The sequence below is a fragment of the Shewanella sp. 1180_01 genome (assembly GCF_052850535.1).
This window is the reverse complement of sequence record NZ_VXCT01000010.1, coordinates 15,464-31,271: the sequence shown is the minus strand read 5'-3', so window position 1 is coordinate 31,271 and position 15,808 is coordinate 15,464. Positions and strand designations below refer to the sequence as shown.

The 15,808-nt window shown below is 44.3% G+C and carries 14 protein-coding genes and 1 pseudogene; 8 read left to right on the top strand and 7 right to left on the bottom strand.

The genetic code is table 11. From position 1 onward, the window contains the following. The first annotated feature begins 20 nt into the window (after positions 1-20). From FW758_RS07880 to FW758_RS07860, 5 genes are all read left to right on the top strand, one after another. Positions 21-944, top strand: coding sequence for a pirin family protein (locus FW758_RS07880; RefSeq protein ID WP_259521685.1), 924 nt, complete (start codon positions 21-23; stop codon positions 942-944). A 272-nt stretch (positions 945-1,216) separates the two neighbouring features. Next, a complete protein-coding gene (locus FW758_RS07875; RefSeq protein ID WP_037390942.1) occupies positions 1,217-2,263 on the top strand; it encodes a sensor histidine kinase in 1,047 nt (348 codons plus the stop codon). After that, complete coding sequence (locus FW758_RS07870; protein ID WP_446445098.1) at positions 2,264-2,953, top strand: response regulator transcription factor; 690 nt, start codon at positions 2,264-2,266, stop codon at positions 2,951-2,953. It abuts the gene before it with no gap. Positions 2,954-2,997: 44 nt separating this feature from the next. Then, a complete protein-coding gene (locus FW758_RS07865) occupies positions 2,998-3,696 on the top strand; it encodes a potassium channel family protein (protein ID WP_446445097.1) in 699 nt (232 codons plus the stop codon). Position 3,697: 1 nt separating this feature from the next. Further along, positions 3,698-5,059 carry a TrkH family potassium uptake protein gene (locus FW758_RS07860; RefSeq protein WP_259563527.1) on the top strand — a complete coding sequence of 454 codons (1,362 nt, stop codon included), beginning with the start codon at positions 3,698-3,700 and terminating at the stop codon, positions 5,057-5,059. 374 nt (positions 5,060-5,433) lie between these two features. On the opposite strand, the gene FW758_RS07855 is transcribed toward FW758_RS07860, so the two are convergent. Both FW758_RS07855 and FW758_RS07850 read right to left on the bottom strand, forming a co-directional pair. Next, a complete protein-coding gene (locus tag FW758_RS07855; RefSeq protein ID WP_446445096.1) occupies positions 5,434-6,393 on the bottom strand; it encodes a bacteriophage abortive infection AbiH family protein in 960 nt (319 codons plus the stop codon). Between the two features lies 1 nt (position 6,394). Beyond that, complete coding sequence (locus tag FW758_RS07850) at positions 6,395-7,495, bottom strand: PIN domain-containing protein (protein ID WP_259516112.1); 1,101 nt, start codon at positions 7,493-7,495, stop codon at positions 6,395-6,397. A gap of 208 nt (positions 7,496-7,703) precedes the next feature. Here FW758_RS07850 and FW758_RS07845 point away from each other — a divergent pair, with 208 nt between their 5' ends. After that, entirely contained in the window at positions 7,704-7,979 is a 276-nt protein-coding gene (locus tag FW758_RS07845) for a hypothetical protein (protein WP_446445095.1), read from the top strand. Positions 7,980-8,539: 560 nt separating this feature from the next. On the opposite strand, the gene FW758_RS07840 is transcribed toward FW758_RS07845, so the two are convergent. Further along, complete coding sequence (locus FW758_RS07840) at positions 8,540-8,689, bottom strand: hypothetical protein (protein ID WP_446445094.1); 150 nt, start codon at positions 8,687-8,689, stop codon at positions 8,540-8,542. Between the two features lie 65 nt (positions 8,690-8,754). Between FW758_RS07840 and FW758_RS07835 the strand changes: the two are divergent. After that, a pseudogene (locus FW758_RS07835) lies at positions 8,755-9,504 on the top strand (reverse transcriptase domain-containing protein); the annotation flags it as partial. Between the two features lie 87 nt (positions 9,505-9,591). Here FW758_RS07835 and FW758_RS07830 read toward each other — a convergent pair. Continuing rightward, positions 9,592-10,470, bottom strand: a complete 879-nt coding sequence (locus tag FW758_RS07830; RefSeq protein ID WP_446445093.1) for a hypothetical protein — start codon at positions 10,468-10,470, stop codon at positions 9,592-9,594. An 878-nt stretch (positions 10,471-11,348) separates the two neighbouring features. On the opposite strand from FW758_RS07830, the gene ltrA reads away from it, so the two are divergent. After that, positions 11,349-12,695 carry a group II intron reverse transcriptase/maturase gene (gene ltrA, locus FW758_RS07825; protein ID WP_446445092.1) on the top strand — a complete coding sequence of 449 codons (1,347 nt, stop codon included), beginning with the start codon at positions 11,349-11,351 and terminating at the stop codon, positions 12,693-12,695. Between the two features lie 108 nt (positions 12,696-12,803). Here the strand turns inward: ltrA and FW758_RS07820 are convergent, their stop codons facing one another. The 3 genes from FW758_RS07820 to FW758_RS07810 form a co-directional block, all read right to left on the bottom strand. Next, positions 12,804-13,838: a Kiwa anti-phage protein KwaB-like domain-containing protein gene (locus FW758_RS07820; RefSeq protein WP_446445091.1), complete on the bottom strand. Its 1,035-nt coding sequence runs from the start codon at positions 13,836-13,838 to the stop codon at positions 12,804-12,806. Positions 13,839-13,846: 8 nt separating this feature from the next. Further along, the gene (locus tag FW758_RS07815) at positions 13,847-14,467 is read right to left on the bottom strand and encodes a hypothetical protein (RefSeq protein ID WP_446445090.1); all 621 of its coding nucleotides are present in this window, start codon (positions 14,465-14,467) and stop codon (positions 13,847-13,849) included. A gap of 622 nt (positions 14,468-15,089) precedes the next feature. Continuing rightward, entirely contained in the window at positions 15,090-15,782 is a 693-nt protein-coding gene (locus tag FW758_RS07810; RefSeq protein WP_446445089.1) for an IS6 family transposase, read from the bottom strand. Between the last annotated feature and the right edge of the window lie 26 nt (positions 15,783-15,808).

Here is a 15,808-nt window from a genome sequence, read left to right as displayed (position 1 = left end):
CAAAGGAATAAGGAGCGAACATGAGTGAAGTTCAAGCACAGTTTTATGGTGGCCCTAAGGAATGCCCTATTGAAAATGGCCGCATTCAAGTTCAACGAATTTCCCCAAAAATCAGTGATGTCGGCGGCATTCCCGTCGCACGGGCTATCCCACAAAAAGAGCGTCGTCTTATCGGCCCTTGGTGTTTCCTCGACCATATTGGCCCCGTTACCGACGGCCCTGAGTTAAACGTTGGCCAGCATCCGCACATTGGGCTGCAAACTTTTACTTGGATGCTCGAAGGCGAAATCATGCACAAGGACAGTCTCGGCAGCGCCCAAGTGATCCGCCCTAAACAAGTTAACTTGATGACCGCCGGACACGGTATCGCCCACACCGAAGAATCCGTCGCAGGCCATAGCACTATGCACGCGGCGCAGCTGTGGATTGCCCTGCCGCTTGAGCATAAAGACACAACTCCGAGATTCGATCACTATCCCGAACTCCCGACGTGGCACGATGCGGGCGTTGATTTCACCCTACTGATTGGCAGTTGGCAGCATCAACAGGCGCCCACATTGCACTTCTCGCCGATAGTGGCGATGGATTTATTTGCCGCCGAAAACACTGAGCTCACCCTGACTCTCGACCCGAGTTTTGAATATGCCCTCATGCCACTCGAAGGCTTTTTCCGTATCGATGACCAAAGCTTCAACAATAACGACCTCGCCTATCTGGGGATGTTACGCGAAAGCGTCACGGTCGAACTCGACGCGGGTTGCCGCATATTGCTAATCGGCGGCGCGCCACTGGCCGACCCTGTCAGTATTTGGTGGAACTTTGTCGGCCACAGCAAAGACGAAATTGCTAAGGCTCAAGCCGATTGGGAAGCCAAATCTCCACGCTTTGATACTGTGCCCGGCTATGACGGCAAGCGCTTAGTGCCACCGCCGATACCTTGGTGATCTTTAGGCAGATAAATCGATGGGCAAATACTTGATAGCTAGCCCATTAGCGTCAATCCGATAACGACCCACGCCTAGAATGGCTTACCCCATGAGTCTATGGGGTAAGCCTGATTATTAGCTCGCAGCTTGATATGAGTGCGCGAGAACAGCCCGAGCAAACTGCACGCTAAGCCACTCACAGGGCTATAAATTTTACGGATTTTTTACGCGCTATCTTAAAATGGCTTTGCTAGAGTACAGACACTTTCTTTATAAGCGTCTTTCTATCCATGACTTCATCCATAGCGGCTCCCATGACTCAATACTGGCGTTCGCACCCAACATTTTTTACCGGCATAGTGCTGGTGATAGCGATTTTTAGCAGTGCTTTTATCGATTATTTTGCTGGCTCCACCATAGCCGTGCTGCTGATCTTACAATTGGCCGTGGTCGCTGTGGCCCTGCAATGCAACGCTAACTTTGCCTACTTTGCAGCTGTGTTTGAGGCGACCAGCTTTAATTTTCTGTTTACCACGCCGCGCTATTCACTACAGATGTTCAATCTTGAGGACATCCTCAATCTAACTGTGTTTCTACTTGTCGCTCTGACCACCAGCAAATTGGCCGAACTTTATCGCCGCCAGCAAGCAGCACTCGAACAAGCTCAGTTACGCAACAGCATCTTATTGTCGGTTTCCCATGACTTACGCACCCCGCTCTCGACCATAATAGGCACCCTGACGACCCTGAAGGAATACATGCCTAAGCTCAGTGCGTCGCAAAAGACTGAGCTTATCGATAGCGCGGCCGCCGAGAGTCATCGTCTGCATCAATATATCGAAAACCTGTTACAGGCCACTAAGTTACAACACGGCGCACTCAAGTTCAGTCTGAGTGAAGACGCCATGATGAATGTGTTGCACCAAGCTATCGGCCGCTTTCCCGCCGCGCAGCCGCGAATTGTCATCGACAGCGAGGCCGAACTGCCGCCGCTGATGATCAGCAGCTCTTTGATTGAACAGGCCATTTTTAATGTGCTGGATAATGCGCTGCGCTATTCGCCCTTAGATAAACCCGTCACAGTAAAAGCTTACCAACAAGGCGATATGCTGCGGTTAGATATTCAAGATGAGGGCGTAGGCATCACCGCCGCAGAAGCGCAGGCTATTTTTGAACTCTTTTATCGTCAGCATCCCTCAACTGATGGCGGCGCAGGCCTTGGGCTTGCCGTTGCTAAGGGCATTATTACCGCCCATGGCGGCCAGATCAGCGCCGAACCTGTGGCTAAGGGCAGCCTTATTCGTATCGCTTTGCCGATTAAAAAGGGAGAGCAATAAATGGCTTACAAGGTGCTGGTTGTCGATGATGAAGCGCAAATTCACACTTTTATGCGGATATCGTTAGAAGCGGAAGGCTTTGAATACATAAGCGCCACCAGCATAGCCACGGCGCTCAAACAGTACCGCAGCCATCAACCGCACCTTATCGTGCTCGACCTGGGCCTGCCCGATGGTGATGGCATCGAGTTACTCCATGCGCTGCGCCAGCAGGATAAGACCCCAGTGCTAGTACTCACCGCCCGCGATCAGGAGGAAGAAAAAATCCGCCTACTCGAGGCAGGTGCTAACGACTACCTGAGTAAGCCCTTTGGGATCAGGGAATTAATCGTTCGCATCAAGGTGTTGGTTCGCGACCTTGTGGATACCTCAAGCGGCGCCGATATGCTGCAATTTGGCCCACTCACTCTACAAAAGAGCAGCCATCAATGCTGGCTTAACCAGCAGGAAATCGCCCTCACCAAAAAAGAATTTGCCCTACTCGTTCAGTTAATGTCCCACCCTGGGCAATTGCTGAAACAGAGCGACCTGCTGCGCAATATCTGGGGCGAAACTCACCAGGAAGATGGCCATTATCTGCGGATTTTAGTCAGCCAACTGCGCAAAAAGCTTAACGATAGTGACGAACAGCAACTGATCAAAACCGAGCCCGGCTTAGGGTATCGGCTCACCGACCTCGGCCCGCCCTAGGCCAGCTCGCCTCACTCTTTAGTTCAACCACACAAGGATATGAAATGGCACATTTTACTGTCATCGGATTAGGCCGCTTCGGCGTCGCAGTGAGCCGAGAACTGATCCACTTAGGTCATACGGTCACTGGTGTCGATAATGACCATAAAGCTGTTGAAAAATATGTAGAAGTTCTTACAGAAGCCGTAATTTGCGATTGCGCCGATGAGGCGTCACTAAGGGAACTCGATCTTGCCAGTAGTGAAGTTGTGATTGTCGCTATCGGTTTTGATATGCAATCGAGCCTGCTGTGCACACTGGCACTGAAAAATCTCGGCGTGCAAAATATTTGGGTTAAAGCCAGTAATAAGGCGCACCACACCATATTGTCTAAACTCGATGTTACTCGGATTATCCACCCTGAAGAAGATATGGGGGTCCGCGTCGCCCAGTCGCTAAACTATCCCATGGTGAATAACTTTCTCGCCATCGGCGATGGGATCTATATTGTTGAAATCCATATTAAAGCCCATTTGCATCAAGCCACTGTTGGCCAACTACTGGGGAACTTGCAAGAGAAAAACACTGATGAGCAAATCAACGTGCAACGCAGCCCTAAGGGCAAAGTCGCGCCGTTAATGGTCAAACGTGAGCAGAGCGTATTTAGCAAGATTGATAGCGATTTTACCTTGCACACAGAGGATGCCTTATTCCTTTGCGGTAGCCGTGCCGAGTTAAAACAGCTCGCGCCAAGGTTGGTGTAAGGTGGTTCAATGGCATCCTTCGCTCACCCTAGAGCACACTCCTAAAACCGGCAAAAAACTCTTTGGCGCGCCGCCCTTTATCTTAAGTGCAAGCTTTGCTCTGTTAATCCTCGTCGGCACATGTTTACTTAAACTGCCCATCGCCACTGTGTCGCCCATTACTTGGCTGCAAAGCCTGTTTACCGTCACCTCGGCGGTGACAGTAACAGGGCTTGTGGTCGTCGATACTGGAAGTGTGTTCACGCCCTTTGGCCAAGTGATAATCGCGCTGTTAATTCAATGCGGGGGTTTAGGCTTGATGACCTTTGCGATTGTCACCCTTATCGCCCTTGGCGGTAAGATTGGCTTCTTGCAGCAAACCGTCGCAAAAGAGGCGTTTAATCAAACCGATACATCGACATTAGTCTCAACCGCCAAAGCCGTATTTGTGTTTTCGCTGTTGGTTGAAGCCGTAGGCATGCTGATTTTATCAGTACATTGGAGCCATGAACTCGGCTGGCAAACCAGCTTATTCCACGGTTTTTTCTATACGATTAGCGCCTTTAATAACGCAGGTTTTGCCCTCAGTGCCGACAGCCTAATGCCCTATGTGGCCGATCCCGTGATCAACCTAACCATCACAGGATTATTTATCATTGGCGGTTTAGGATTTTCGGTGTGGATAGATCTTCGTAGGAACAAACGTTGGTCAAAACTCAGCGTTTACAGCCGCATGATGATCACCGGCACTATTGTCATCAACGCGGTCGCCGTGATTGCGATTTACTTTATTGAGTACAACAACCCCAACACCTTGGCGCCCTTAAGCGAACTTGGTAAATGGTTAGCATCATGGTTTCAAGCCGTTACACCGCGCACCGCAGGCTTTAATACCCTAGCGATTGACCAACTCGAAGACGCCAGCACCTTGCTCATACTCGTGCTGATGTTTATCGGCGGCGGCTCATTAAGTACCGCCAGCGGGATTAAGGTCGTCACCTTTATGGTGCTGATTTTGGCCACTTATGGTTATTTACGTCGCGACGAAGCCATCTATGTGTTTAAACGGGAAATCCCCAAAGATACCGTCAGCAAAGCCTTAGCGCTGACTATCATCTCTTTAGTCGTATCTTGGCTGGCCATTTTCATACTGGTATTAAGCGAGAAAGCACCGTTAATCGATATCGTTTTCGAGGCCATATCCGCACTGGGCACTGTCGGTTTGTCCCGCGGTTTAACAGGTAACTTAACTAGCCTAGGCCAAGCCATCATCATCTTTATGATGTTCATGGGACGCCTAGGCCCACTCATGCTCGCCTATTTCCTCGCGAATCCAAGAGTGAAAAAACTGCGCTACGCAGAAACCAAACTGGCGATTGGGTAAGATTGATTGATGGGTGACAAAACAAATCGACTGACCATCAGAGATTTATAATATTGAGCCAGCGGGATAATCGAGTTGACTATGGAAGCGCTGACTTATAGGCAAGCCATGGTATTTGCTCGACGACGCGCAGCAAGTCCATCCGTGGATGCTCGACCGCCCCGTCCATGGGGCGGACGGTCGTCTCACTAATCGCCATGGCTCTCCTGTTTAACATCGGTGTAGCCTGTTTGTTTTAAAGAAGATATGTGACTCGTTTTTGGACAATTCCGAGTTAGAGCTGATGTTCAAAATTGAATGCTTCGCATAAGAAAAATTTATAAAAAGCAATGTTAGAATCAACCGCAATTGCTAATGATATTTCAGTTTTTTGCTTAGATCTGTTCCATTCTGACAACTGCAACGTTGGCTATTCCAAGTCCTGTTAGAGTGTCACAGTGCACTTCCTCATCATCAGGGTCATAAAATGTCGCAACCCATTTAGCATCAGGTCTGACTGATTGCTCCAACTTCTGGAAGTAGGGTAAATCTACGTCAGCTAATGAGTGGCCGAGAACATATACTTCATCAATATTGCCGAGCTTTGCAAAGAAGTCTTCGTTGTTTTTTATGATCTGCTCTGTTCCCTTGAAAGTTGCTGAGAAATACTGATTGATAGCATCCTTGCCACGCTCGAATGAGTAGTCATATTGATCAGATTGATATTCCATCCATCGTTCTAAATCTTCATCACTCAATCCTGATGGAGGTTCGACAGGTCTTTCTTTGAAATTTTCAGGATCAACACCATGACCGAGAATTAACTCATCAACATGTTCATCGGCTTTCCCGTGAATGAATAGCACGTTCTCATCGGGGATTGCGTAGTATTGAGAAAGCGTATCTGTGTAGTTGAATGTGAGGTAAACAGCGTCTCTATCAATGTTTACTGATCGGCTGTGATCAAACTGAGGAAACTGTACAGCCAAAATGAACTCTTTGAATGCTTTATACAGATCAGTGGTTAGAAGCCCAAGTATTCGCTCCATCTCAATTTCAAGTGTGTATCGGTCTCTGTCTCTAAAGTCATCTGAAGAATAGTTTGGCATTGCATCCATGTTTGCTTCCAAAACTGAATCTTTATCAAGCAGTGACATACTCGTTTCAAATTCAGACCATAAAGGGTCTGACATTGATGTCGAGTAGTTTGGATTTAGGTCACTGAAACCGTAATGTTCGATCAGTAGCTCGTATGTTTCCCTGTAGTTGCTTTTGAGATAAAGCCCGAAAGATGTGTACCTAGTGTCAAGGCTATGATGAACATCAAAACCATTACCAATTATATATAGTTTCATGTTACTCACCGTTGATATCTAGTTCTTTGAAGCTAATGACTTCGGAGTCGTCATCAGTCAGCTCGAAATACGTATCTTGGAAGTAAAACTCTTCAATGTATGCGTTAGCTTTTAATCCATCTGTATAGGCAAGTGTTAAGTGGGCAGTGTATGTTTCTTTGTGTTTTACTGTTGACTCATTACTCAAGACTAATACATATTGCTTGTCTTCTGGATCCCAAGGTGAACGGTCGTAATCTGAGAATCGGTAATCAGCCGTAACAACCACCTCAAACTCTACTTCGTACTCAGCCCTCTCGGCATCGACATTCTGTAATTTTTTCTTCTCAACATTCACCGAGTTGATTTCTATAGAATTGATAATCTCATCGAAAGGATCTGCGTTTTCATAGTTGAACTCACCACCTTCGAGAGCTTGCAGGGCATCCGCTTTAATTTGTTCTAGGAGTTGATCGAATATTTCATCAGCAAATTTGGCGGGTTCTTCGTACGCTTTGTCGCTTCGAACAATCAAGTCAATTAGGTCATCGATGTTTTCAAGATGAATGAAGTTATCTTCTTGTTCACAGAATGATTTCATATCTCCATCGTCACTAACGATGTAGGCTGAATGTCCTCTAGCCAAGCTCACCTGTTTAATAGCTTCTAGCACAAATGCATCAGGAAACTCGTGCTTTTTTGATTCTTTGCCAAAGGGAGGGAGGTTGTTGAAGTAAGCATCAAATACAACTTGAGGATTAACAGTACTTACATCAATAGTTTCCACGTAGCCGTTTTCGACGAAATCATCAAATTTTTGACTGATAACAGCATAAATATCATCACCTTTAACCTTGGTGAAGATACCATGACAATCAAGGTCGGGGGTGTTTCTTAGGAACATCGCATCTTTTTGCATCTTCTTTATCATAGAAGCTGCTTCTTCAGATTTGCGTTTGAGATGGGCGTCGATCTCTTTCCTTGTCACATCAGTAATGAGCAAGTGGATTTTCTCATCTTCAATTAGTTCTTGAAGACGACCAAGAGCGTGTTGTCCAAATTGATAGTTTTTATTTTCAAAAGCGTTTGTATCGATAAACACTAGCCTTGTCTGTAATTCCATAATCAATACCTTGAACACATGGTGTAAATTGTCATCAAATAAATTGATAAAATAATCGAGTGGTTAACCAACTAATGGCATATTGATTCATTACAAAAATTCGGGCAAGTAATGAGTTAGCGAGGTGTGATGAGAAATAACTACAAATGATTTTGGGGCAAAAGCTTTTAGCCAGATAAACAGTTCAATGGTCGTAAAGATTGGCATTGTGGCAACTGTGACCGTTGGCGGCATGGATGCCGCCGTCGAGCCCTCAGGGATGAGTTTATGGCGTGTCACAGGGGAAACAATGACAATTCATCCTGTACACCTGACGACAAACTTATCTAGTTTTGGGGTAATATCTTTTAGCCAGATGAACAGTTCAGTGGTCGTTAAGATTGCCACTGTTGCAACAGTGATCGCAACATTCGATTCTTGTAATCAAGAGCCATATACAGCAGATGCCGCTGTCGAGCCTATAGGGCTACTTCTTGTGAAATAAAAGGGCGGCGTGTCACTGGGGAAGCAGTGGCAATACATATAACGCAATATACGATTCAGCCGTCTTGCTGATTTAGCTAGAAGATTGGCTTTGATGAGTTCAAACAGTCAGGGTTTTAAACTCATTACTCTTGCAAGTTAGAGACTAAATGTGCAGTGACAATAGTGTTTGCCCGTAAGAGCAAAATGAGACAATAAAGTTTGCCCGTAAGTGTACTAGCAAAATAACGTTTGATCGGTTTCAAACTCACTTATTGACAAAAAATACGTTATATTTAATGTACTTAAGATGAGTAATGGCATTAGCATAGTTTACACTGACCACGCATATTCTTTGCTGATATCCACTAACGCAGGCTTGCCATGGGTTCACTCTCCGACACGCAGCAAGTCCCTCCCTGAATGCTCGACCGCCCCGGTCGAATCGCTAATCACCAGACCCACCTGTTTAACATCGGTGTAGCCTGTTTGTTTTAAAGTAGATATGTGACCATTTTTTGGACAAAAGTGCGTTAGGACTTTTACTCTAATCAGTTGTTTTCGGATTAAGATTTCTATGGGTCAACGCTCAAAATGTAGCGAATCCGACTGATTTGGTTTGCCTAAATCCTCTATGAACTGAATCAAATCTTTAGCAGAATGAGCCAATCCTAGCTCGATGATTCTATAAATACTCTCTTTAAATTGTTCACCATTATCTTCTACGTCCATAAAAGAGTGGACTTCTATAGATGACTCATGATTACTGAATAACATACCTACTAGCGCGCCGTTTTCTTCGCTTTGTGATGGTCAACGACCAATTTGAAGCTAGCCTTGAAGGCGTGCCCCAAGGCGGCCCACTCTCGCCATTACTCTCTAACATTATGTTGGACAGTCTGGATAAAGAGCTGGAAAGCCGAGGGCACAAATTCGCCCGCTACGCGGACGATTTTAACATTTTGGTAAAGTCTCAACGCGCAGGCGAACGAGTACTCAAGAGCATTACTCAATACCTTGCCACTAAGTTAAAACTGGTCGTTAATGAACAGAAAAGCCAAGTGGTTAAGGTTGCTCAAAGCAAGTTTCTTGGGTTTACATTTAACCGAGGAAAGATCCAGTGGCATGCTAAAACATTACACCTTTTCAAACAAAAGATGAGACGACTAACAAACCGAAATTGGGGCGTGAGCATGAGTTATCAGCTGTTTAAAATGCGTCAATACATGCAAGGCTGGATCAATTACTTTGGCATCGCTAATGCTTATCAAGGGTGTGTCGATTTAGACCACTGGATCCGACGTCGTGTTCGTATGTGCTACTGGCGTCAATGGCGGAAACCACGGACCAAGGTACAAAACTTACTTAAACGTGGCGTCAAGATCCAAGCCGCTGTTGCTTGTGGTATCACAAGTAAAGGCCCTTGGCGTAGTTCGAAGACACCAGGAATACAGCAAGCGCTGAGTAATGAGTATCTGAAGAAAGCAGGATTATATTCACTAAGAGATGGATGGATCGCAGTTCATTATCCTAACCAGAAAGTCTAGGTTAGGTCGTTCTAAATGAACCGCCCTGTGCGGAGCCGCATGCAGGGTGGTGTGGGGGCTGGAGGTTAGATACCTCCGGCTACCCGATTATCTTAATGATTTTCGACCAAACCTATCATAATCGTGAACTATAGCTTCAAAGAGCTTAGACTCAAGTACCTTATCCGGATTATCAATCACATACTTTTCAATTTTAGCCAACTGATCTGCAGGAATTTGTTCGTATAGTTCAGATAACTTGTTTGCTGCATCCATGATATAGCTGTCAAAGCCATCAGGAAATACATATCCTCGAGGGGACATAGTCCCACCACTAATGGCAACCCGACTAGATCTCATTTCTCTTGATTGTTTACACTTAACAACACCAAGAACGATAAATGACGGAAGCTTCGTGTAAATATAAGTGCCTTGCGAGTTACCCACAATATCCATGGCAGTCGCACGAAGGAAGTATCTGTTTATGTTGGTTGGTAGGTTATCAAATGAAGTCGATGCTATAACATCGAGAGGATAAATATGCTGTTCAAATTCATAGAGATTAGAGGCTTTCCCCAGTAGAAAATCAGAGAGCCCCTTTTCCGCAGCTGCTAGCATATCTAAATACTCTTGAGAGTGGGTTTTCTCGCTATTTTTGCTCCGAACATACGTTAAAGTACGCCAAGACAATGAAGCTGAAAACTTAGCTAACCAATTACCATAAGAGGTCGTCAAACTAGAATCTTCGATATATGGGTAGAATATTTTCAGAGAAAATGAACGCTCCCATGTAGAAAACAAATCTTCGCACGAACCGCATAGCCAGTGTTCTTTGGCAAGATCTTGACGTCGTTTACTAACCTGATTCCCTTCTCTCAGATATCCGGTAATCGCTGTTTTCTTTAGCCATTTACCAATGAACTTGGGAATGAAATGGCTTAATTCAAGCTCAGCTTCTTTTTTGCACAGTTTACAAACGCCATGCATAAATACTTACCTCCCTTAAGATAACGAGCCTGTAGAATTTCTATTTTTAGAAATTTAGCCATTTTTTAGGCCTCCTGTATCGCTTTCTAAGCGATTATCTCGCACTAAGCAATGCATTTGAGCCCCCTAAAATCAGCTAAAAATTTGACCAAATGAGTAATTCTACAGCCTCAACGCCGCGTTAAGTGGTGAGCAACGCTACCACCCTACCTAAACCATTGTGACATAAACACTTAAAATGAAGTAAGCCGAAAACGCCATGCGTTGGGAATCCGTCTTAAACGCTTTGTGTACGCCCAGCATGGGCATGAACTAATGAGGTGAAAGTCCTCTATAGGAAGGTCACCGTTTAAATAACATACTGTTATTAAACGTTAACTACTAGCGAATGGCAAGGGCTTAATCGCAAGGTTTGGTCTGGAGGAAGCCGCTAGCAAATTTGCGAGCTGATGAACAAGAACATCATATGAGGCGTAGGCTAGAGGTGAGTTAGCAGGGCCTCCCCCACGAAGTAAGGGGACAAGACGACGAAACCACGTGATCTAATGGCCACCGTAAATGATGCAGCAGTGCAAAGAAAGTTCATGCTCTTATCTGGGGAGATCTGTTTAACACGCGATCGGTCATTAACCAGTGAGGCTCTGGTTTACAAGTGCCTTGGCTTTTCAACTTCATCGACTGAAAAGAGCGAACCAGATGAAAACCGATAGCGCATGACGGGGTAACTTGGCATGTGATTAAGCAGAAGTCAGCAGACGGCATACGACTGCATGGATGCAGGAGGTAGAGCAACGCAGGAGCAGTTGCCGAGTAGCCCAATGCCCATCGTAATGGTTGGGACATGGTGAAGGCCTGAACATTTAGAAGAAGGAGGAGTCTTGTCAAACTTGTCGATACCCACTACGTCGCCAGACGATTACTATCGGCAGCGTATTGATATGCAACCGGCCTTCAACAGCGATTTATTCCAACAACTGCTCGAACCTGAAAATCTACACCGAGCTTGGCGTCAAGTTAAAGCCAATAAAGGCGCGGCTGGCATCGATGGCATGACCATCGAAGCCTTCCCGCACTGGATGCAACAAGGCGGCTGGCAACAGTGTAAATCTCAATTAGAGCTAAGTGAATACCAACCCTCAGCGGTCAGGCGCGTGGAGATCGACAAACCCGATGGCGGTAAACGCAAATTGGGGATCCCTAACGTCATTGACCGTGTGATACAGCAAGCCATTGCTCAAATACTCACGCCACTGTTTGATCCATTCTTCTCGACTAACAGCTTTGGCTTTAGGCCGAACAGAAATGCCAAACAAGCGGTACTGCAAGTAAGGGATATCATCAAACAGAAACGCAAATTTGCCGTCGACGTTGATCTGTCTAAGTTCTTTGACCGAGTTAATCATGATCTCTTGATGACTCAACTCAGGAGCAAGGTGCAAGATAAGCGTCTGTTGGCGCTTATTGGTAAATACCTTCGAGCTGGTGTGATGGTCAATAGCCAATTTGAAGCAAGCTTTGAAGGCGTGCCTCAAGGCGGTCCTCTCTCGCCATTACTCTCTAACATTATGTTGGATAGTCTGGATAAAGAGCTGGAAAGCCGAGGGCATAAATTCGCCCGCTACGCGGACGATTTTATCATTTTGGTAAAGTCTATTCGAGCGGGAGAACGGGTACTCAAGAGCATTACTCAATACCTTGCCACTAAACTAAAACTGGTTGTTAATGAACAGAAAAGCCAAGTGGTTAAGGTAGGTCAAAGTAAGTTCCTAGGTTTCACATTTAACCGAGGAAAGATCCAGTGGCATGCTAAAACATTACACATTTTCAAACAAAAGATGAGACGGCTGACGAACCGAAATTGGGGCGTGAGTATGGGATATCAATTGTTTAAAGTGCGTCAATACATGCAAGGCTGGATCAATTACTTTGGCATCGCTAACGCATATCAAGGGTGTGTCGATTTAGACCATTGGATCCGACGTCGTATTCGTATGTGCTATTGGCGTCAGTGGCGAAAACCACGGACTAAGGTACAAAACTTACTAAAACGTGGCGTCAGGATCCAAGCCGCTGTTGCTTGTGGTATCACAAGTAAAGGCCCTTGGCGTAGTTCGAAGACACCAGGAATACAGCAAGCGCTGAGTAATGAGTATCTGAAGAAAGCAGGATTATATTCACTAAGAGATGGATGGATCGCAGTTCATTATCCTAACCAGAAAGTTTAGTTAGGGGTTCTAAATGAACCGCCCTGTGCGGAGCCACATGCAGGGTGGTGTGGGGGCTGGAGGTTAGATACCTCCGGCTACCCGATTACACGTATTTTAAGCTTTAGATTACGGTGTTGTTGCAAAATCAGGAGTAATAAATTCTCCATCAACGTCAAACATCTTCTCATCAACAACAGTTATGACTCGTTTATTTTGTAAAAGGGTTAAAACTTCTTTCACATAATCTTTTGTTTCATCAATTATTATTTTACCTGAGTCATCAAATTTAATTTTCCAATTCCCAGCGGCTTCCGACTTTATTTTTAACTTAGCTAACCAAATATCATCTGCGAAATGTCCTTTTTCATGTACGGATGCCAATTGGCGCATTAAATATTTATCATTACCTATAACTCTTGTTAGCGGCTCTTTAGCTACTTCTAACATCGCAGAGCTAGCGCATAATGCGGTAATCGCTTCAACTTTTTTCTCTTTCAACCGTTCGTGAAAGTTCATTGCTGTTTCAAATTGTTTAATATCAGCGATGAAAATGTCATCACCGTATTGTAAGAAATCAATGTATGGAGTTATTTGAAAGCGAGGATCTTCTTTAATCTTAACAATCAGTTCATTATTAAAAGTATTAAAACCAAAAAACTTACCTGATGTTTTATTTGCTGACCATGCTCCACTTATATACCTAAATGCAAAGATACTTTGTTCTGGCTCACCAAATGTAAGTTGTATTACGTAGGAGTTAAAACTATTAAGCTCAGATTTTTCTGTTACAAAGTCTATTTGCCCTGTCGTTACTAAAGCTTCCATTTGAGAAAAATCTGTAGCTGATTTCTCTACATAAAAGAATCGATTATCTTGAGTTGTATTAATAGACTTCAATTCACAGATATGCTCATTTCCATCAATACACTCAGTAACATAATTTTTAAATAAGGGCTTGTCATCACTGTGTACATTTAATCTTTTCACTTCCACAAAGCGCTTTTCTTTATTTGAAGTACTAATTTTAGTGACATATAAATTAACTACAGCATCATCCAACCCAAGATTTTTTAATGCTTGTAACTTGTGGTTAAGGGATGCTTGATCAAGTTGTATTTGAGCTTCAACTAAAGCTACCTGCTGTGTCTGTGTACTTGGCATATTTATTATTAATCCTTTGGTTTAAGCTCAGGAAACACAAAGTGAATTCCTACAGTTTCTTTTAATTCTATTTTTATGTCGGATTTTTCTAACTTACCCCAACATAGTACGATTTTTTGACTGTAATTTTCTCTGCCAACTTCTTTATATTTAATGTTGTACAATCTAATTCCCATAAGTAAAAACATAGGATTTAGCAAAGAAATTTGCTCTTTATGTACAAATGAAAATATGAACATGAGAAATATCAATAGCGATGAAATTGACTGCCAACTATTATAATCGAATGCAAATAAGCCAATTAAAAAGGGAAGGGTATAATTCAACATATCACCCCGAACCTGATCTGCACCTTCAACTTTTATTGCATGCCCGCCTTCTTGATGAGTTAGGAGTTTCCTCATCAACGGTCCGATAATTAATGTAGAAAAAGATGATAATGTTAGTAATGTTAATGCCCAAAAGCTAACATTTACCGACCATGAATCTAGTCCGAATTGTATTCCAACGGTAGATTCATCAACATCTCTAATAAATAAGATCAGGAACAAAGGATAATATGACGACATAAAAACAATTGCTTCTAACCACAATGCCGGTGCCGTCTCCTTTGGTTTATGTTTAATCATTAATATCCCTATTCTAAAAATATGAAACTATGCGAAATATGACATACGTGTAACGTCTTAGTATTTATGCCTTGTGCCGTTTGCAAGGCATAAATCGCGTGTTGGACTTGGCCGCTGCCACGCCCAACGTAAATTGGTATGCTTTATGCTATAGGAATTTGCTTTTCCGGGGTAGTCATTTTTTATACTAGTTGGCAGGTAATCACTTGATATCGTGTTAACTTTATCACCTTATGGCACTCACTTTAGCCTGTCCCATCACCCACAATTATCGGGTTTACCGCTCAACATGGTTTTGCACACATACCGCATCCCCTCATCAGCATTGAGCCAATAAGGCTTCACATTAATCCATGCTACAACCACTCAAGCCATGTCGCTACCTTTGCGGTTATCCTGACAATCGCCGCTGCGAGTGGTGCCTTTGGATCATCGTCAGCAACTGCGGTTCGATAATACCGTTGAACTGCAAATACCCTTGCTGACATTGCGGACACAGCCACTGACAATCAACCTCTACTGGCGCCAGTACTCGCTTAGTGGCTGTCGAGGGTAGCTGGGTTCTGTCGCAAACTGAGATCTCGCCGCTATAATTTGAGGGCGCAAGATCTCTCAGATACAATCAGGCCGCCAAAGAATAAAATTGTTCCCATGGCGTCATCATTTCAGTCGTGTTCATTTGCCCTTGCTTAATCATGGACCAAAGCTCAACACCCGCCAAGGTCGATTCAGCCCCTTCCCAAGACTTCCAGCCCAAACATTGATGCATTTTGCCTTTCACTTTTCGGTGACTTTGCTCGACAATATTATTCAAATATTTAACGGCCAACACCTCAATCATAAACAGCATACGCCCAGACAACCAAAGACGAATATTGATAGTATCCAATGCTGCAGCATTCGCACCACTTTTATCAATAACCACCTTTTCAGGTACGCCGTGCTGGTTGATGGCTTTATTGAAAAATTCCCGTGCTGCTGGTTCATCGCGGGTTTCACTCAAATAAAAATCAATCACAGCACCAAATTTATCCACGGCTCGATAATAGTAAACCCACCGGCCTTTCACTTTTATGTAGGTTTCATCCATTCGCCAAGAGCCGGATACTCGACGCTTTTTCTTCCTAAATATGGCTTCTAGTTGCGGCGCATATTTGATAACCCACCGGTTCAGGGTTGAGTGGTCAAAATGGATATTTCGCTCAGCGAACATCTCTTCAATTTCACGGTAACTGAGTTTGTAGGCCAGATAGTAGCGAAGGGCCTGCATGATGATATCCGATGGATAATGTCGCCCAGATAAGTTAAGTGTCATGCCGTGGATGCTCCAAATTAATGCCT

Excerpts from the sequence above, each read along its gene's own strand:
- FW758_RS07880 (WP_259521685.1), top strand. The coding sequence starts at position 21 with ATGAGTGAAGTTCAAGCACAGTTTTATGGTGGCCCTAAGGAATGCCCT.
- FW758_RS07875 (WP_037390942.1), top strand. The coding sequence starts at position 1,217 with ATGACTTCATCCATAGCGGCTCCCATGACTCAATACTGGCGTTCGCAC.
- FW758_RS07870 (WP_446445098.1), top strand. The coding sequence starts at position 2,264 with ATGGCTTACAAGGTGCTGGTTGTCGATGATGAAGCGCAAATTCACACT.
- FW758_RS07865 (WP_446445097.1), top strand. The coding sequence starts at position 2,998 with ATGGCACATTTTACTGTCATCGGATTAGGCCGCTTCGGCGTCGCAGTG.
- FW758_RS07855 (WP_446445096.1), bottom strand. The coding sequence starts at position 6,393 with ATGAAACTATATATAATTGGTAATGGTTTTGATGTTCATCATAGCCTT.
- FW758_RS07850 (WP_259516112.1), bottom strand. The coding sequence starts at position 7,495 with ATGGAATTACAGACAAGGCTAGTGTTTATCGATACAAACGCTTTTGAA.
- FW758_RS07840 (WP_446445094.1), bottom strand. The coding sequence starts at position 8,689 with ATGGACGTAGAAGATAATGGTGAACAATTTAAAGAGAGTATTTATAGA.
- FW758_RS07830 (WP_446445093.1), bottom strand. The coding sequence starts at position 10,470 with ATGCATGGCGTTTGTAAACTGTGCAAAAAAGAAGCTGAGCTTGAATTA.
- FW758_RS07820 (WP_446445091.1), bottom strand. The coding sequence starts at position 13,838 with ATGCCAAGTACACAGACACAGCAGGTAGCTTTAGTTGAAGCTCAAATA.
- FW758_RS07815 (WP_446445090.1), bottom strand. The coding sequence starts at position 14,467 with ATGATTAAACATAAACCAAAGGAGACGGCACCGGCATTGTGGTTAGAA.
- FW758_RS07810 (WP_446445089.1), bottom strand. The coding sequence starts at position 15,782 with ATGACACTTAACTTATCTGGGCGACATTATCCATCGGATATCATCATG.